The organism is Streptomyces albospinus, from assembly GCF_014648695.1.
GTDB classification, from domain to species: domain Bacteria; phylum Actinomycetota; class Actinomycetes; order Streptomycetales; family Streptomycetaceae; genus Streptomyces; species Streptomyces albospinus.
On record NZ_BMRP01000004.1, the window covers coordinates 61022 to 78342 of the forward strand.

Annotated in this window: 17 protein-coding genes and 1 pseudogene; 8 read left to right on the top strand and 10 right to left on the bottom strand. The window is 74.5% G+C overall.

Annotation, left to right across the window (positions count from 1 at the left end):
• Window positions 1–13 precede the first annotated feature (13 nt).
• The 4 genes from IEZ17_RS07710 to IEZ17_RS07725 are packed head-to-tail and all read right to left on the bottom strand — an operon-like array spanning window position 14 to window position 3676.
• Entirely contained in the window at window positions 14–619 is a 606-nt protein-coding gene (locus IEZ17_RS07710) for a response regulator transcription factor (RefSeq protein ID WP_189297811.1), read from the bottom strand.
• A complete protein-coding gene (locus IEZ17_RS07715) occupies window positions 616–1953 on the bottom strand; it encodes a histidine kinase (protein WP_189298322.1) in 1338 nt (445 codons plus the stop codon). The genes IEZ17_RS07710 and IEZ17_RS07715 overlap by 4 nt, the downstream gene beginning before the upstream one ends.
• 17 nt (window positions 1954–1970) lie before the next feature.
• A complete protein-coding gene (locus IEZ17_RS07720; RefSeq protein WP_189297813.1) occupies window positions 1971–2699 on the bottom strand; it encodes an ABC transporter permease in 729 nt (242 codons plus the stop codon).
• On the bottom strand, window positions 2699–3676 hold the full coding sequence (locus IEZ17_RS07725) for an ABC transporter ATP-binding protein (protein ID WP_189297815.1): 978 nt from the start codon (window positions 3674–3676) through the stop codon (window positions 2699–2701). The genes IEZ17_RS07720 and IEZ17_RS07725 overlap by 1 nt, the downstream gene beginning before the upstream one ends.
• A gap of 448 nt (window positions 3677–4124) precedes the next feature.
• Here IEZ17_RS07725 and chsH3 point away from each other — a divergent pair, with 448 nt between their 5' ends.
• The 3 genes from chsH3 to IEZ17_RS07740 all read left to right on the top strand — a co-directional run bounded on the left by chsH3 (window position 4125) and on the right by IEZ17_RS07740 (window position 7249).
• Window positions 4125–5009 carry an enoyl-CoA hydratase ChsH3 gene (gene chsH3 / locus IEZ17_RS07730; protein WP_189297817.1) on the top strand — a complete coding sequence of 295 codons (885 nt, stop codon included), beginning with the start codon at window positions 4125–4127 and terminating at the stop codon, window positions 5007–5009.
• 124 nt (window positions 5010–5133) lie between these two features.
• On the top strand, window positions 5134–6210 hold the full coding sequence (locus tag IEZ17_RS07735) for a Zn-dependent alcohol dehydrogenase (RefSeq protein WP_189297819.1): 1077 nt from the start codon (window positions 5134–5136) through the stop codon (window positions 6208–6210).
• Between the two features lie 58 nt (window positions 6211–6268).
• A complete protein-coding gene (locus IEZ17_RS07740; protein WP_189297821.1) occupies window positions 6269–7249 on the top strand; it encodes a 3-oxoacyl-ACP reductase in 981 nt (326 codons plus the stop codon).
• Window positions 7250–7354: 105 nt separating this feature from the next.
• On the opposite strand, the gene IEZ17_RS07745 is transcribed toward IEZ17_RS07740, so the two are convergent.
• Window positions 7355–7522, bottom strand: a complete 168-nt coding sequence (locus IEZ17_RS07745) for a hypothetical protein (RefSeq protein WP_189297823.1) — start codon at window positions 7520–7522, stop codon at window positions 7355–7357.
• Window positions 7523–7578: 56 nt separating this feature from the next.
• Window positions 7579–8988, bottom strand: coding sequence for a hypothetical protein (locus IEZ17_RS07750; RefSeq protein WP_189297825.1), 1410 nt, complete (start codon window positions 8986–8988; stop codon window positions 7579–7581).
• Between the two features lie 239 nt (window positions 8989–9227).
• Here IEZ17_RS07750 and IEZ17_RS07755 point away from each other — a divergent pair.
• The 4 genes and pseudogenes from IEZ17_RS07755 to IEZ17_RS07770 all read left to right on the top strand — a co-directional run.
• Window positions 9228–9479: pseudogene (locus IEZ17_RS07755) on the top strand (ABC transporter substrate-binding protein); the annotation flags it as partial.
• 133 nt (window positions 9480–9612) lie between these two features.
• Window positions 9613–10500 carry a Nif3-like dinuclear metal center hexameric protein gene (locus IEZ17_RS07760; RefSeq protein ID WP_189297836.1) on the top strand — a complete coding sequence of 296 codons (888 nt, stop codon included), beginning with the start codon at window positions 9613–9615 and terminating at the stop codon, window positions 10498–10500.
• On the top strand, window positions 10497–11240 hold the full coding sequence (locus tag IEZ17_RS07765; protein ID WP_189298324.1) for a zinc ribbon domain-containing protein: 744 nt from the start codon (window positions 10497–10499) through the stop codon (window positions 11238–11240). The genes IEZ17_RS07760 and IEZ17_RS07765 overlap by 4 nt, the downstream gene beginning before the upstream one ends.
• 3 nt (window positions 11241–11243) lie before the next feature.
• A complete protein-coding gene (locus IEZ17_RS07770) occupies window positions 11244–12431 on the top strand; it encodes a bifunctional RNase H/acid phosphatase (protein ID WP_189297838.1) in 1188 nt (395 codons plus the stop codon).
• Between the two features lie 95 nt (window positions 12432–12526).
• On the opposite strand, the gene eda is transcribed toward IEZ17_RS07770, so the two are convergent.
• Together eda and yaaA are read right to left on the bottom strand one after the other, a co-directional pair.
• On the bottom strand, window positions 12527–13225 hold the full coding sequence (gene eda, locus IEZ17_RS07775) for a bifunctional 4-hydroxy-2-oxoglutarate aldolase/2-dehydro-3-deoxy-phosphogluconate aldolase (protein ID WP_189297840.1): 699 nt from the start codon (window positions 13223–13225) through the stop codon (window positions 12527–12529).
• A gap of 89 nt (window positions 13226–13314) precedes the next feature.
• On the bottom strand, window positions 13315–14112 hold the full coding sequence (gene yaaA, locus IEZ17_RS07780; protein WP_189297841.1) for a peroxide stress protein YaaA: 798 nt from the start codon (window positions 14110–14112) through the stop codon (window positions 13315–13317).
• Between the two features lie 206 nt (window positions 14113–14318).
• Here yaaA and IEZ17_RS07785 point away from each other — a divergent pair, with 206 nt between their 5' ends.
• On the top strand, window positions 14319–15803 hold the full coding sequence (locus IEZ17_RS07785; RefSeq protein ID WP_189297843.1) for an RNB domain-containing ribonuclease: 1485 nt from the start codon (window positions 14319–14321) through the stop codon (window positions 15801–15803).
• On the opposite strand, the gene IEZ17_RS07790 is transcribed toward IEZ17_RS07785, so the two are convergent.
• Window positions 15790–16449 carry a hypothetical protein gene (locus IEZ17_RS07790; protein WP_189297845.1) on the bottom strand — a complete coding sequence of 220 codons (660 nt, stop codon included), beginning with the start codon at window positions 16447–16449 and terminating at the stop codon, window positions 15790–15792. The genes IEZ17_RS07785 and IEZ17_RS07790 overlap by 14 nt on opposite strands.
• Window positions 16446–17252: a MerR family transcriptional regulator gene (locus IEZ17_RS07795; protein WP_189297847.1), complete on the bottom strand. Its 807-nt coding sequence runs from the start codon at window positions 17250–17252 to the stop codon at window positions 16446–16448. Before IEZ17_RS07795 ends, IEZ17_RS07790 begins: the two co-directional genes overlap by 4 nt.
• Between the last annotated feature and the right edge of the window lie 69 nt (window positions 17253–17321).

The following is a 17321-nucleotide window of genomic DNA, read 5'->3' on the forward strand; positions in this document are numbered from 1 at the left end:
CCCACCGGGCGCCCTACAGCCAGCCGTTGCGCCGGGCCGCCCGTACGGCCTCCATGCGGTTGCGGGTGCCGGTCTTGCCGATGGCCGCCGAGAGGTAATTGCGCACGGTGGCCTGGGAGAGGTGCAGCTTGCCGGCGATGTCGGCGACCGTCGCGCCGTCCACGGCCGCGGTGAGCACATCGCGTTCGCGCTGGGTCAGCGGATTGGGGCCGGCGCTCAGCGCCGCCGCGGCCAGCCCGGGGTCGATGACCTGCTCACCGGCGAGGACCCGGCGGATCGCCGCCGCCAGGTCCTCCACCGGGCCGTCCTTCACCAGGAAACCGGACGCCCCGGCCTCCATGGCGCGGCGCAGATAGCCGGGCCGGCCGAACGTCGTCACGATCAGCACCTTGCACGACGGCAGCTGCGCGCGCAGATCGGCGGCGGCGTCCAGCCCGCTGCGGCCCGGGAGTTCGATGTCCAGCAGCGCCACATCGGGCCGGGCGGCCAGCGCCGCATCGACGATCTGGTCGCCCGCCGGGACCTGGGCGACGACCTCCATGTCCTCCTCCAGGTTGAGCAGCAGCGCCAGCGCGCCCCGCATCATTCGCTGGTCCTCCGCCAGCAGGACCTTGATCACCTGGTCAACTCCTCCGCATCCGCCACATCACCCGCGCCCACCGGAAGTTCGGCGCTCACGCGAAAGCCGCGCCGGCCGTCGGGACCGCTGCGCAGCGTGCCGCCCGCCGCGGCCAGCCGCTCGGCCAGCCCCTTCAGGCCCGTACCGCCCACCGGGCCGCGGCCGTTGCCGCCGGCCGGGTCGTCCAGCTCGTCCGGTTCGTCCGAGCCGCCCCGCGTACCGGCGGCACCGTCGGGCCCCGCGGCACCGGAGCCTACGGGACCGCGGCCGTCGTCCGTGATCGTCAGCCGGGCCCGGTCGCCGTCGGCGCGCACCTCGATCTCGCAGCGGGTGGCGCCGCTGTGCCGCACGGTGTTGGTCACGCCCTCGCGGACCACCCAGCCCAGCAGCGCCTCGGCCTGCGCGGGCAGCGGCGGCCCGGACAGCCGTACGACGGGCTCGATGCCGGCCGCCTCCAGCGCCGAACGGGCCCGGTCCAGCTCGGTGGTGAGGCTGCCCTCGCGGTAGCCGGTGACCGCCTCGCGTATCTCGGTCAGCGCCTGCCGGCCGACCGCCTCGATGTCGGCGGCCTGGGCCAGCGCGGCATCGAGGTCGCGCGGCGCCAGCCGGCGGACCGCCTCGGCCTTGACCACCACCACGGACAGCGTGTGGCCCAGCAGGTCGTGCAGATCGCGGGAGAACCGCAGCCGCTCCCGCTCCACGGCGCTGCGCGCCAGTTCCTGACGGGTGCTCCGCAGCTCCTGGATCGTGTCGAAGAGGCTGAGGACCGTCGCCGTCACCATGCCGGACAGGAACGTGGCGTAGCCGACGCCGAATGAGCCCGTCGGGTCGTGATCGCCCCATCCGGACAGGAAGCCGGCCGTGCCGCTGAGCGCGATCAGCCAGACGCCGAGGGGCTTGCCGCGCAGCGGGCGCACCGTACCGGAGGCCAGCGACAGCAGCGGGAAGAACAGGAACCAGTCGCCGCGGAAGCCGAGCGCGATGGCGAAGGTGACGGCGGTCAGCCCGCCCAGGGCGTAGAGCGGATAGCGGGTGTCGCGCCTCCGGGGGCTGAAGGAGGAGAAGACGACGCTGACGTAAAGGGAGTTGAAGGCCAGGAGTCCGGCGCCGGCCAGCACCGGATGGTCGGTCTTGCCCTGGATGACGTTGGAGAACGCGCCCAGTCCCATCAGCAGCCAGGGCAGGAAGGTGTACCGGTTGGGGCCCTTCATCTGCCGCCGGCCCCACTTCGGCCGCGCCGCGCACGACCACTGGCCGTCCTCGCTGCTGCCGCTGCCGTCGCTGCCGTCGCTGCCGTCCTTGGGGTCCGCGCCCCGTGTCCGCTGCTCTGTCATCTGCCTCACGTCGTTCCTCATACCGAGCGGGCCGCCCGGCGGTACGCGTACACCGCGTAGCCGCCGAAGACTGCCAGCCAGGCGGCCAGCACCGCCACCGTCGTCAGGCCCGGCGCGCCGCCGCGGGTGACGCTCAGCCCCAGATCGGCGAAGCGGTTGGCGGGCGTCCAGGAGGACAGCGCGCGCAGCCAGCCGGGGAACGCGTCGGCCGGGAACCACAGGCCGCCGACGACCGAAAGCAGCAGCAGGCAGCCGGTGTTGACCAGTCCGGTGGTCTGCGAGGAGAGGCGGTAGCCGTTGCCGAGGCCGAGCAGGGTGAAGGGCGCGGTCCCCAGCCAGAGCAGCACGACCAGCGCCGCCCACTGCCAGGCCGCCAGCCGTACGCCGTTGACCAGCGCGCCCACCAGCAGCACCGCCCCGACGGCCGGCAGCACCGTCACCGTCCCGGTCAGCCCGCGGCCCACCACCACCTGCACCGGGCCCAGCGGGGTGATCCGCAGCTGCCGCAGCCAGCCCAGGCTCCGGTCCTCGGCCAGGCCGTTGCCCACCCCGATCGCCGCGCCCAGCCCTGCGTACGCGGCCAGGCCGACCATCGCGGAGACCCGCCACTCCATCGGTGCGCCGCCGGAGCCCGCGCCGAGCGTGGTGAACAGCAGGTACATCAGCACCGGCATCCCGATACCGAAGATCACAAAGCTCTTGTCGCGCAGCGTGCGGCGCACTTCCAGGCGGAGGTAGTCGAGCATCACACCGTCTCCTTCGGGGGCAGCACACCGTGGTCGGCGGGCGTACGGGCGTTCTCGGCGCCGGGGTCCGTGTCACCGCCGGCACCGGTCAGCAGGAGGAAGGCGTCCTCCAGGCCGGCGGGGGAGACCTGGAGGCCGCGGATGAGGTCCAGGCCGGCCAGCGCCCGCACCGTCGCGTCGGAGTCCGACGTCCGCAGCAGGGCGCGGTCGCCGCGGATCTCCACGGCGGTCACGCCGGGCAGTCCGGACAGCGGGCCGGTGCCCGCGCCCGCGAGGTCGAAGGAGACCAGCGAGCCGCCGGCCCGCCGCTTGATCGCCGCGCCGCTGCCGTCGGCGACCACTCGGCCGCGGTCGATCACCACGATCCGGTCGGCGTGGTCGTCCGCCTCCTCCAGATAGTGGGTGGAGAACAGGATGGTGTTGCCGCGCCGCGCATAGCCGCGCATGGAGTGCCAGAACGCCCGGCGCGCCTCGACGTCCAGCGCCGCCGTGGGCTCGTCGAGCACCAGCAGTTCGGGGTTGCCGGCCAGCGCCACCGCGAACCGGACCCGCTGCGCCTGGCCGCCCGAGAGCCGGTCGATCCGGCGCCCGCCGAAGTCGGCGAGACCGGCCAGCTCCAGGGCTTCGGAGACGTCCATCGGGTGCGGGTACGTGGCGGCGACGAAGCCGATCAGCTCGCGGACGGTGACCCGGGGGACGGGCTTGCCGTCCTGGAGCATCGCCCCCACCCGGCCCGCCCGCACCGCCGCCGCCGGCTCGTCGCCGAACAGCCGCACCGTGCCCGAGCCGGGCGGCAGCAGGCCCAGCAGCATGTTGATGGTGGTGGACTTGCCCGCCCCGTTGCGCCCGAGCAGCGCCACGGTCTCGCCCTGGGCGATCTCCAGATCCAGCCCGGCCACGGCACGCACCGCGCCGAAGTTCCGGGTGACCCCGGAGAATCCCACCGCCGTGCCTCTCGGCACCGCCGTCCCTGCCATCACTGTCCTCCCCGTCGCGCCGGCGCGCACCGCGCCGGTCGTCCTCCTCGTCGCACGACGTCCACCGACGTCGTGCCCATGACGCTACGGAGGGCCGCCGCCGGGCGGCAGATGCGAATGTGCAGGATCCGCCCTGACAAATGTCACGGTCCGCCGGGCGGCACCCCGCCACCGACCCGGCGATCCCGCCCCGCGGCCCGCCCCGGGTCCTCCACGGGGCGCTGGCCGCGTTGCCCCGGTGACCGCCAGATCTGACAATCCGTCAGAGGCCTTCCGGGTGCGGCGCGCATCGGCTATACATGAGGGTCATCGGCTAGAACGCGTTCTAGAAGTGCGCCCCGTGCGCCGACCGGGCGCGGCCCCGCCGACCCGATACGACCCCGGCACGGCCGACGGTGCGGACGGCCGGGCCGGGGTCTCACACCGTGGTGAAGGAGCAGCACCCCCGATGCCCATCGACGCCGCCAAGGCCACCTCCGCCGAGCCGCGGACCACCGAACTCGCCTGGGACCACAAGGACGTCCAGCTCTACCACCTCGGCATCGGCGCCGGCGCGCCCACCCCCGAGAAGCCGCACCCCGCCACCGACCCGGACGAGCTCCGCTACACCCTGGAGAGCGTGCTGCACGTCCTGCCCGGCTTCGCCACCGTCGCCGGCGGGGGCATGGCGCTCGCGGGCGGGCTCTCCGCCCCCGGCATCGACGTCGACCTGGCCGCCGTCCTGCACGGCGGGCAGACCGTCACCGTGCACCGCGCCCTGCCCGTCCGCGGCCGGGCCACCCAGACCTCGACCGTCCCCGCCGTCTACGACAAAGGCAAGGCCGCCGTCATCGTGCTGCGCTCCGAAGTGGCCGACGGCGACGGCCCGTTGTGGACCTGCGACACCCAGATCTTCGTCCGCGGCGAGGGCGGCTTCGGCGGTGAACGCGGGCCCTCCGCGCGCCTCGAACTGCCCGAGCGGGCCCCCGATCTGACCACCGAGCGGCTCGTCCGCGAGGACCAGGCGCTGCTCTACCGGCTGTCCGGCGACTGGAATCCGCTGCACGCCGACCCGGAGTTCGCCGCACTCGCCGGGTTCGACCGGCCGATCCTGCACGGGTTGTGCTCGTACGGGGTCACGCTGAAGGCGGTCGTCGACACGGCACTGGGCGGCGACGTCGCGCGGGTCCGCTCGTACACCACCCGCTTCGCCGGGGTGGTCTTCCCGGGGGAGACGCTGCGCATCCGCGTCTGGCGGGACGCCCCCGAGGAGGGCCGCCTCCAGGTGTCGGTCACCTCCGCCGACCGCGACGACGCGCCGGTGCTGGCGGACACCGTGATCGCGTACAGCTAGGGCCGCTCCGACCCCGACCCGTCGGACAGGCCCCGGCCACCGGGGAGACTCGGCGGCCCCGCCGCCGCCCGTTGTCACCGGGACATCTTGTTGCCGTGAAGCCGCGAGAGGAGCCGTGAGAGGCATGCGCGCAGCCGTACAGCACGAGACAGGACAGGACAAGCTCGAAGTGCTCGACGACGTCGAGACGGTGGGCTTCGGTCCCGGGAAGGTCCGGATCCGCATCCGGGCCACCGGGCTGTGCCACTCCGACCTCTCCGCGATGAACGGGGTGCTGCCGCAGCCGGCCCCCTTCGTCCCGGGGCACGAGGGCGCCGGCGAGATCCTCGACGTCGGCGACGGGGTCACCGGGCTGAAGCAGGGCGACCGGGTCCTGATGTGCTGGCTGCCCGCCTGCGGAGACTGCCCGTCCTGCAAGCGCGGCCAGACACACCTGTGCCTGGCCGGGTTCATGAACGCCGGCACGCCCAACTTCAGGCGTCCCGGCGGGGAGGTCTTCGGATTCGCCGGGACCGGGACCTTCGCCGAGGAGGTCGTGGTGGCCGCCAACTGCGCGGTCCCGATCCCGGACGACGTCCCGTACGAGATCGCCGCGCTGATCGGCTGCGGTGTCACCACCGGGCTCGGCGCGGCCCTCAACACCGCGAAGGTGGAGGCCGCGTCCTCGGTCGCGGTGATCGGCTGCGGCGGCGTCGGCATCTCCGTCATCCAGGGGGCACGGGCCTGCGGCGCGGCCCAGATCATCGCCGTCGACCCGGTGGCCACCCGCCGCGAGGCCGCCCTCCGCTTCGGCGCCACCGAGGCCGTCGCGCCCGACGGACTCGCCGACGCCAAGGTGCGGATCACCGGGGGAGAGGGCTTCGACTACGTCTTCGAGGTCGTCGGCAGGTCCGCGACCGCCCGTACCGCGTACGAGACGACCCGGCGCGGCGGCACCCTGTGCGTGGTCGGCGCGGGCGCGCTGGACGACGCCTTCCAGGTCAACATGTTCGAGCTGTTCTTCGACGAGAAGCGGATCCTGCCGTCGCTGTACGGAGGCGCCGACGTGCTGCGGTCCTACGAGCGGGCCATCGCGCTGTGGCGGGCCGGCCGGATCGACCTCGAAGGGCTGATCACCCATCGCGTCCGGCTCGCCGAGATCAACGACGCCCTCGACCAGATGCGTTCGGGAACGTCGCTCCGCACCTGCATCGAGATCTGACACCGCACCGCCGTGCGGGACGACAGGACAGGTTGGGACGGGACAAGAGGGGACACGTATGGGACAGCCACTGGAGGGCCTGACCGCGATCGTCACCGGCGCCGGACGCGGTCTGGGCCGGGCGGAGGCCCTGGAACTCGCCCGCCTCGGCGCCCGGGTCGTCGTCAACGACCTCGGGGAGCCGGGGCGATGGGGGTCCCCCCTGCTCGAGCGAAGTCGAGAGCTTGGGGGAGGGACGGGCGCGGCCAGTGCCGCCCCCGCCGAGGAGGCCGCCGCCGAGATCCGCGCGGCCGGCGGGCAGGCGGTCGCCCACCTCGGCGATGTCGCCGACCACCGACAGGCCGAGGAACTCGTCCAGTTGGCGATCGACACCTACGGCCGACTGGACATCCTGGTCAACAACGCGGGAATCCTGCGGGACCGGATGGTGTTCTCGATGACCGAGGACGAGTGGGACTCGGTGATCCGCGTCCACCTCAAGGGGCACTTCAACACCACCCACTTCGCCGCCGCACACTGGCGCGCCCGCTCCAAGGAGGCCGGCGGCCCGGTCTTCGGGCGGATCGTCAACACCTCGTCCGAGGCGTTCCTCGCCGGCTCGGCGGGCCAGCCCAACTACGCGGCGGCCAAGGGCGGCATCGTCGGCCTCACCACCTCCACGGCGCTGGCGCTGGCCAAGTACGGCGTGACCGCGAACGCGATCTGCCCGCGCGCCCGCACCCGGATGACCGAGGACGTCTTCGCCGGGTTCCAGGTCCCCGAGGACGGCGGTCTCGACCCGCTGGCGCCCGAGCACGTGGCGCCGCTGGTCGGCTACCTGGCCTCGCCGGCCGCCGCCCGGGTCAACGGCCAGCTGCTGGTCGTCCACGGCGGGATGGTCGCGATCGCCGAACGCCCTCGGATCGCCGCCAAGTTCGACACCGCCAAGGAGGTCTTCAGCTACGAGGAGCTGGACGGCCTGCTGACGCCGTACTACGCCGAGCGCCCGGCGCACGAGACCTTCGCGGCGGCCGAGGTGCTGGGCCTCAAGCGCGGCTGACGGTCGGCCCGTTCGGGTGCGGACCGGTGCACGCGCGGAAACGGCCGTGGCCGCCGTCCGCGGGAAGCGGTGCGGTGGCCACGGCCGTCGGCGTCGGGTGGGTCCTCAGGCGGTCTGTGCCTGCTGGTCCCGGCGGTGCCGGCCGTGCACGGCGGCCTGGGCCTCCTCGGACGAGGAAGCCTGGCCGCGGTGCCTGCCGGATGCGGCCTCGGCGGCCTGGGCGGATGCCTCCTGGGGGCGCGCCTGGGTCGTGTCGGTTCGGGCTTCGGACATGGAAAGAGTCACTCCGTCAGATCGCTTACAGCTGTACGCGTCGGGACCTCCCCCAGCTACCGCCGGGGGGAAACCCGTGCGGCGCTGTCGGTGGCCGGGTCAACCGGCTGCGTAGCCCCCGCCCGAATAGTAACTGGGCGGGAATGAGCGCTCCACAGGGCCTCCCGGGCCGCAAGAGGTGCCTGTTGCAAGGGCACTGGCCTGCACAATCGGGGATGCGGGGAACTGCTGTGCGGTTCCGTGTCGATGACCTTCGGATGTGGAGATGCTGTGGAGCCGATACAGGTACCCGCAGCATCCGGGACAATCCCGCCCCCGGAATCCGTGCTTCCTGATCCGCCCGCCACAGCGGGCGGCACCGCGATCGGCATCCCGTCCGGCATCGCGACCGGCTCCGCAGTCGCCGCCGACCGCACGGCCTCCGCCGGCCCCGCGGCTTCCTCCGCCGCGGCCGGCCCCAGCGGTATGGCCATCCGCGCCACCCCGCACGGCACCGCGTCCGTCGCGTAGGGCAGCAGGAGTTCGCCGTCCCGCGTCCACAGCCCGGCGCCCGCCAGCCAGCCGTCCGGCACCCGGAGCTGCCGCAACTGCCGCCCCGCGGGCCGCCATACGCCCAGCCACGTCCCGCTCGCGGCATCGATCCGGAACGCCACCGCACAGCTATCCGGCAGCAGCATCCGCCCCGGCTGCACCGCGAACGGCGTCACCGCCATGTCGGGAGCCCGCAGGCACTCCGGGAAGCGCACCGGCAGGCTGCTGCCGAGCACCCCCCAGCCCAGCCGGTCGTGCCCGGGGGCGTCGGACCGCACGAGCAGCAGCCCGCTGTCCGGATCGGCCAGCAGCAGGCGGTCGTTGCTCTCCTCAGTGATCTGGAGCAGCGGACTGGCCGGGCCGCCGTGCGCCAGATCGACCACCACGGCCTTGGTCCGGCCGTCCAGTTCCTGGTCCAGCGCCAGCAGTCGCCCTTCGTGGTCCAGCCAGGCGCCGCCGGTGCAGCGCCCCGGCACCACGGCGACCCGCTCGGGCCCGGCCGCGCCGCCGTGCACCAGCCACAGCGCGGTGCCCTGCGCGCCGGGCGCCAGCGCATAGCCGAGCGTCCCGCGCGGGGTGGGCGGCAGCAGTGTCAGGGTGTCCGCCGGCACGGCGCCGAGCAGGACCTCCCGGGTCCCCGGGCCGGTCGGGTAGAGCAGGGAGACGGTGAAGCGGTCGGCGACCCGGCGCAGGATCAGCACCCGGCCGTCCGCGAGCGGCAGCAGTTCGCTGTCCGGCTCCTCGGGCTGGCTGCCCGGCAGGGGGACCGCGTACGGCTCCGGGCCGCCGATCGTCCAGCGCTCCGGAAACCAGCTCCCGGCGGCGTCGTCGTGACGGGCGAGCCGGGCGGCGTACGAGCCGTCGGCGGCGATCGTCAGCGCCGCGCGGTGCGGGCTGCCGAGCGCAGTGGCGTCCTCACTGGCACAGATCGTCATCGGTGGCCACCTCCAGTGCAGGGACGTTACTTTTCGCATTTCCGGCCGATCGACGAGAGTTACCGCACTTCACGCATAAGGGTGGCGATTGTCCGGTTCGCCGGTGCTGGGTGGGGTGGTTGTGCTCCCTGATCCAGGGATGGGTAAAGCCGTGGGCGCCCCAAGTTGCCGTCGGGGGTGCCGGATGCCGCGGTTCACCGGCGGCTTCGCGGCCGTTCGGCGGCCGAGAAGAAGGCCGTCGGCAGGCCGACGATCCCGCCACCGAGGCCGGCCCGGAGAACACCGGCCAGGCCGACGCCGAGTGGATCTTCACCGGCGTCCACGGCGACCCGAAGCCCACCAGGCGCGACACCGCCGGGCAGAACCCGCTCCGGAAGTACCTGAGGGCGGTCGGGGACGGCCACGCCGAGAACGTGAAGGACGAGACCTGGTACCTGGGCCCCGGCGTCACCGCCGCCGACGGCGTCCCGGACGATCTGCGCGGCTTCCTCGCCTGGCACCGACCGTCCGGCACCGACGGTCCGGCACCGACGGTCCGGCACCGGCCCGAGCGGACCCGGTGCCGGGTGCCCTCCGCGGACCGCGGGGCGGTGCGGCGGCACGGGTGAGAGGTAACCTTCCCCCGTGCCCGCACTGTCTGAAGTCCTCGCCGCGCTCGACGTCCTCTGGCCCCCCGAGCGGGCCGAGGGGTGGGACGCCGTCGGCACCGTTTGCGGCGACCCCGGCGCCGAGGTCCGCCGGGTGCTGTTCGCCGTCGACCCGGTCCAGGAGATCGCCGACGAGGCGGTGGAGCTCGGCGCCGACCTCCTCGTCACCCACCACCCGCTCTACCTGCGCGGGACGACGACGGTCGCGGCCTCCACCTTCAAGGGCAGGGTCGTGCACACCCTCATCAAGCACGACATCGCCCTGCACGTCGCGCACACCAACGCGGACACCGCCGACCCCGGCGTCTCCGACGCCCTGGCCGGCGCACTGGACCTGCGGATCCTGCGCCCCCTGGTGCCGGACCCGAGCGATCCGGCCGGCCGCCGCGGCCTGGGCCGGATCTGCGAACTGCCGCACCCGATGACGCTGTCCGAGCTCGCCGGGTACGCCGCGGACCGCCTGCCGGCCACCGCGCAGGGCATCCGGGCGGCCGGCGACCCGGACCGCGAGATCCGCACCCTGGCGGTCTCCGGCGGCTCCGGCGACAGCCTCTTCGACGACGTACGGGCGGCCGGCGTGGACGCGTTCCTCACCGCCGACCTGCGCCACCACCCGGCCTCCGAGGCCATCCAGACCACCGGGCGGAACAGCCCGTTGGCGCTGCTGGACGCGGCCCACTGGGCCACCGAATGGCCGTGGTGCGAGCAGGCCGCGGCCCAGCTCGACGCGGTCTCCGACCGGCACGGCTGGGGACTGCGCACGCATGTCTCCCGTACGGTCACCGACCCCTGGACCGCCCACGCGGCGTCCGCCCCGCTCACCAGCCCCCCTGACAATTCCCACACCACAGGAGCCCCACGCTGAACGCCGCGCCCGCCGACCAGATCCGCCTTCTCGACGTCCAGAGCCTGGACGTCCGGCTCACCCAGCTCGCGCACCGGCGCAAGAACCTCCCCGAGCTGGCCGAGCTGACGACCCTGGAGGCCGACCTCACCCAGCAGCGCGACCTGCTCGTCGCCGCGCAGACCGAGGAGAGCGACACCAGCCGCGAGCAGACCAAGGCGGAGCAGGACGTGGACCAGGTGCGCCAGCGCGCCGCCCGCGACCAGAAGCGCCTGGACTCCGGCGCCGTCGCCTCCCCGAAGGACCTGGAGAACCTCCAGCGCGAACTGGCCTCGCTGGCCAAGCGCCAGGGAGACCTGGAGGACGTCGTCCTGGAGGTCATGGAGCGCCGCGAGTCCGCGCAGGAGCGGGTCGCCGAGCTGACCGGCCGGGTCGAGGCCATCCAGGCCAAGGCCGACGACGCCACCGCCCGCCGGGACGCCGTGTACGCCGAGATCGACGCCGAGGCCGCCACGGTCACCAAGGAGCGTGAGCTGACCGTCGCCGACATCCCGGAGGCGCTGGTCAAGCTCTACGACCGGATCCGCACCAAGGAGGGCGGCGTCGGCGCGGCCCGCCTCTACCAGCGCCGCTGCGAGGGCTGCCGGCTGGAGCTGAACATCACCGAGCTCAACGACGTCCGGGCCGCCGCCGCCGACACCGTCGTACGGTGCGAGAACTGTGGCCGCATCCTGGTCCGTACGCCCGACTCGGGCCTGTAGGCCATGGCGCGCAAGCTGATCGTCGAAGCGGACGGCGGCTCCCGGGGCAACCCGGGCCCGGCCGGCTACGGCGCGGTGGTCCTCGACCCGGCGACGGGCGAGGCGCTGGCCGAGGCCGCCGAGTTCATCGGCACCGCGACCAACAACGTCGCCGAGTACAAGGGCCTGCTGGCCGGGCTGCGCGCCGCGCACGCGCTGGACCCGCAGGCCACTGTCCACGTCCGGATGGACTCCAAGCTCGTCGTCGAGCAGATGTCGGGCCGCTGGAAGATCAAGCACCCGGACATGAAGCCGCTGGCCGCCGAGGCGAAGACGGTCTTCCCCGCGGACCGTGTCACCTACGAGTGGATCCCCCGGGAGAAGAACAAGCACGCCGACCGGCTCGCCAACGAGGCGATGGACGCGGGCAAGAACGGCAAGCAGTGGGAGCCGCGCGACTCCCGCGCGGCACTGGCCACCGCCGGTGCGCCCGCCCGCAGCGCCGCGGCCCGCGCCGCCGACCGGGCCGCCGAGACCGCCGAACAGGCGCCCGCCGCCCCGCCGGTGGGCTGGGGCGCGCCCGACCTCGGCGTGCCCGCGACGTTCGTCCTGCTGCGGCACGGCGAGACCGCGCTGACCCCCGAGAAGCGCTTCTCCGGCAGCGGCGGCACCGACCCCGAACTCTCCGCCGCCGGCCGCCGCCAGGCCGAGGCGACCGCCGCCGCGCTCGCCGCGCGCGGCACGATCCAGGCCGTCGTCAGCTCACCGCTGCGCCGCTGCCGGGAGACCGCCGACGCGGTCGCGGCCCGGCTCGGCCTGGACGTCCGCGTCGAGGACGGGCTCCGCGAGACCGACTTCGGGGCCTGGGAGGGGCTGACCTTCGCCGAGGTCCGCGAGCGCTTCCCCGAGGACCTGGACGCCTGGCTCGGCTCCGCCAAGGCGGCGCCCTCCGGCGGCGGCGAGTCCTTCGCGGCGGTCGCCCGCCGGGTCGCGGTCGCCCGCGACAAGCTCATCGCCCGGTACGCGGGCCGGACCGTCCTGCTGGTCACCCACGTCACGCCGATCAAGACCCTGGTCCGGCTGGCGCTGGGCGCCCCGCCGGAATCGCTGTTCCGCATGGAGCTGTCGGCGGCGTCGCTGTCGGCGGTGGCGTACTACGCGGACGGCAACGCCTCGCTGCGGCTGCTGAACGACACCGCGCACCTGCGCTAGCGGGACGCACGTTCCGTACGCGACCGGGCCCGGCACATCGTCACCGATGCGCCGGGCCCGGTCCGTTGCCGGGCGGGTCGGCCGGGTGGGGCGGCTCAGGGCGTCAACGCCGCGGCGTCCCGGGCGAGTTGGCGCACCCGGCCCCAGTCCTTCGCGGCCGGCGCGTCGTCCGGCAGCATCCAACTTCCGCCGACGCAGCCGACGTTCGGCAGCGCCAGATAGGACGGCGCGGTCGCCGGGCCGATGCCGCCGGTCGGGCAGAAGCGGGCCTGCGGCAGCGGTGCGGCCAGCGACTTCAGATAGGCGGTGCCGCCCGCCGCCTGTGCCGGGAAGAACTTCATCTCGGTGATGCCCTCGTCCAGCAGGGTCACCACTTCCGAGGCCGTGGAGACGCCCGGCAGGAACGGGAGGCCGGAGTCCCGCATGGCGTGCAGCAGCCGCGGCGACCAGCCGGGGCTCACCAGGAACGCGGCGCCGGCCGCACCGGCCGCGGCGACGTGCTCGGGGGTGAGCAGGGTGCCGGCGCCGACCACCGCCTCCGGCACCTCGGCGGCGACGGCCCGGATCGCGTCCAGCGCGGCGGGCGTCCGCAGGGTGATCTCGATCGCCGGCAGCCCGCCCGCGACCAGCGCCCGGGCGAGCGGCACGGCGTCGGCGGCGTCCTGGAGCACGACGACCGGGATGACGGGGGCGAGGCCGAGGACCGAAGGGGACGGGGGTCCCCCCTGCCCGGACGGAGTGGAGAGCCGGGGGGAGGGCACGGGGGAGGAGGCGGCGCTGGTCACGGCGCCCATACTGCGCCCGCCGCGCCATCCCTTGCAACGCCCGTTGCATATGTTGCAACGACGTCTCCCTGTGCCCCCGCGCTACCGGCTCCGCCGGCTCACAGCTCCGTCACGATCACATCGACGCCCCACGCCTTGCCCGCCTTCGCCGGCGCCTCGGCCTCGACCGCGTACCCCAGCCCGCGCAGCGCCTCGACCAGCTCCGCCGGACCCGCCGGCTCGATCCCCGCGGTCAGCAGATCCCGCACCAGCCGCCCCTTGGTCGCCTTGTTGAAGTGGCTGACCACCGAGCGCTTCTCCACCCCGTCCACGATCTTCGACTGGAGCACCCGCACGGTCGCGGTCCGCCCGGCGACCTCCCCCTTGGGCTTCCACGCCGTGGCATACGCCGCCGAGCGCAGATCGAGCACCAGCCCCTCCCCGGCGGCCTCCGGCATCACCTCCGCCATCGGCCCCCGCCAGTACGCCCCCAGCGCGCCGAGCGCCGGCAGCTTCACCCCCATCGAGCAGCGGTACGACGGGATCCGGTCATCGATCCGCACCGCACCCCACAGACCCGAGAACACCAGCAGCGACCGCTCGGCCAGCTTCCGCGCCGCCCCGTCCAGGGACGCGAGCCCCAGGGCGTCGTAGAGCACCCCGGTGTAGATCTCCCCGGCCGGCCGGGTCCCCGCCGTACGCAGCCCCGCGTTCTTCGCGACCTCCCCCTTGAGGCCGTCGCTCAGCCCGAGCACCTCCTGCGCCTTGCCCGCATCGGCCGCGCACAGCTCGACGAGCTCCCCGAGGACCTCCGCCCGCGCCCCGGCCAGCCCCGGCAGCGACAGCGCCCCCGGATCCAGCGGCCCTCCGGCCCCTCCCGCGGCCTTCCCTTCGGACGGCGGCAACAGCACGAGCACGGTGTTCTCCTTCGCAGCGGTACGAGCGGGGGTGCGGCCCCGCCGAAAGCTTAGGGTCTGTCCGGCAGGGCCCGGCGTGGCCCTTTCCGACCCCGGCCCACCGGACGGACCCCGGGTCCCGGCCTCCCCGCCCGCCCCGACGCACCGATGGGCCCCGGCGCCCGCACACCGCGCCGGGAGCGCCCGCCCGCCATAGGCTCGATCTCATGCCCCGTCGCCATATGCATGTGACCGACGCAGCCGAGGCCCCGCTGCGGGCCGCGCTGCACGACCTGCGCGTACGGCTGGAGATCCCGGACCACTTCCCGCCCACCGCGCAGGCCGAGGCGGACAGCGCCGCCCGGGCCCCGCGCATCCCGGCCGGCGACGGCGAGGTGGCCACGGAGCACACCCTGTACGACGCCACCGACCTGCCCCTCTTCACCATCGACCCGCCCGGCTCCCAGGACCTGGACCAGGCGATGTTCCTGTCCCGGCGGCCCAACGGCGGCTTCCGCGTCCACTACGCCATCGCCGACATCGCCTCCTTCGTCACCCCGGGCGGCGCCCTGGACGCCGAGGCGCACCACCGGGTGACCACCCTCTACTTCCCCGACGAGCGGATCCCGCTGCACCCGACGGTGCTCAGCGAGGGCGCCGCCAGCCTGCTGCCCGACCAGGACCGCCCGGCCGTCCTGTGGCAGCTCGACCTCGACGCCGACGGTGCGCTGACCCTCGCCTCCGTACGCCGCGCCCTGGTCCGCTCCCGCGCCAAGCTCGACTACACAGGCGTCCAGCGGGTCCTCGACGACCACACCGCCGAGGAGCCGCTCGCCCTGCTCCGTGAGATCGGACTGCGCCGCGAAGAGCTGGAGGTCGCCCGGGGCGCGATCTCCCTCAACCTCCCCGAGCAGGAGATCGTCGAGCACGACGGCCGCTACACCCTCGAATACCGCGCCCCGCTCCCGGCCTACGGCTGGAACGCCCAGATCTCGCTGCTCACCGGCATGGCCGCCGCCGATCTGATGCTCGCCTCCGGCACCGGCGTCCTGCGCACCCTGCCCACCGCCCCCGACGGCTCGGTCGCCCGCCTCCGCCTCACCGCCCAGGCCCTCGGCGTCGACTGGCCGCACCACACCTCCTACGCGGCCCTGATCCGCACCCTCGACCCGCACCGCGCCGCGCACGCCGCGTTCCTGCTGGAGTGCACCGCCCTGCTGCGCGGCGCCGGCTACACCGTCTTCGACGGCACCGTCCCGCCCGCGTCCGTGGCCGTGCACGCCGCGGTCGCCGCCCCGTATGCCCACGCCACCGCGCCGCTGCGCCGGCTCGTCGACCGCTACACCTCCGAACTCTGCCTGGCCGCCTCCGCCGGCCACGGCCCCGCCGACTGGGTCCGCGGCGCGCTGCGCAACCTCCCGCACGAGATGGAGACCGGCACCCAGCGCGCCAACCAGGTCGAACGCGCCTGCGTCGACCTCGTCGAAGCCGCCCTGCTCCGCGACCGGGTCGGCGACACCTTCGAGGCGCTGGTCGTCGACCGCCAGGAGGCCGACCCCACCCAGGGCACCGTCCACCTCTACGAACCGGCCGTCATCGGCCATGTCGCGGCTCCCCCCGACGGCCCCGCGCTGCCCCTGGGCCACCGCATCCAGGTCCGCCTCGCCGAGGCCGAACCGGGCCGCGAGCCGGTCCGCTTCACACCGGCGTGACCGGATCCCCGGGCCCCGCCGCGTCCACCGCCGCCCGCCCGGCCGCAGCCGCCACCGCGCTCCGCACCGCCGCCACCGCGCTCCGCGCGTCGTCGGCATGGAACCGCACCGTACGCACCACCTCCCGCCGCCCCAACACCCCTACCGCGACGACCGGTTCGGCCAGCTCCACGGTCGCCGACGTCTGCCCGCCCACCGCCATCTCCAGCACCCCGTCCCCCTGCTTCGCGTCCTGGGTCAGCCGCAGGTCGTACCGGACGGCCACGATCCGCTCCAGCGGTATCCGCAGCTCCGCCCGGGCGCCGGCGCGCAGCAGCAGCGAGTCCGGCCCGAGCACATGCGGCCGGGTCACCGCCGACGCCTGGAACCCCAGCATCATCAGCAGCGTGTAGACATCGGCGACCAGCGCCACCGCATGCAGCGCCGGCATGCCCGCCAGCAGCGCACTCACCCCCACCGTCTCCACCAGACACACGAACGTCAGCCCGTACATCAGCGCCGCCTGCGCCCCCGCGTACGCCAGGGCCCGGTCACCCGCCGCCACCCCGGCCCGCCGCCGCGCCACCCAGTGCACCAGGCTCAGCTGCCACCGCACCTCATGGCGGGCCAGCCGCCGCACCACCTCACGCGCCCCCGGCCCGCTCATCGCGCCCCCTCCCCGATCATCCGCATGGCCATCCGCATCGCCTCCGCCTGCGCCGGCGCCAGCTCCCTCACCAGCAGCTCCGTCCAGACCTCGGCCTCCCGCCCCGATCCCTCCATCGGCCCGGCCCCGGCGGCGATCGCCGCCACGGCCCCCTCGGGCACGCTCTCCACCATCGCCCGCGCGGCCTGGGCCACCCGCGGATCGTCCACCGCCGCCCCCGCCAGCGCGTCCAGCAGCCCGTACGCCACATACGCCCGCTCCATCGACCCCGGCGCCGTGAACATCTCCCGCAGTGCCGCCGCCATCGCCCCCTGCGCCCGGTCGTCACCCGAAGCGTCCAGCAGAGCCAGCAGCTCCCGCTCCCGCGCCGCCATCGCCGGCTCCGGCCCCGGCAGCGCCGCCGACGCCCGCGCCATCTCCCCGAACAGATCCGCCAGTTGCTCCGACACCGGCCCCTCCTCCGGCAACCCGCCCACTTCGTCCGCCCGCCGCAGCAGCGCCGCCAGCCGCGCCCGCCGCTCCCGGATCGCCGCCTCCTGCCGCGCCAGATCCGCGTCCAGCTCGGCCAGTACGTCCCGCAGCTCCCGCCCCGCGTCATCGGCCAGGACATCCCTGACCTCGTCCAGCCCGATCCCCAGCTCCGTCAGCCGCCGCACCCGCGCCAGCGCCACCGCGTCCCGCAGCCCGTACTCCCGGTACCCGTTGGCCCGCCGCTCCGGCTCCGGCAGCAGCCCGACATGGTGGTAATGCCGCACGGTCCGCGTACTGACCCCGGCCAGCGCGGCGAGCTCCCCGATCCTCATCCCGCCTCCCCAATCCCCATACCGCCATGAAAAACGTTGACGCCACGGCAAGGTCAAGCCCCCACCGCC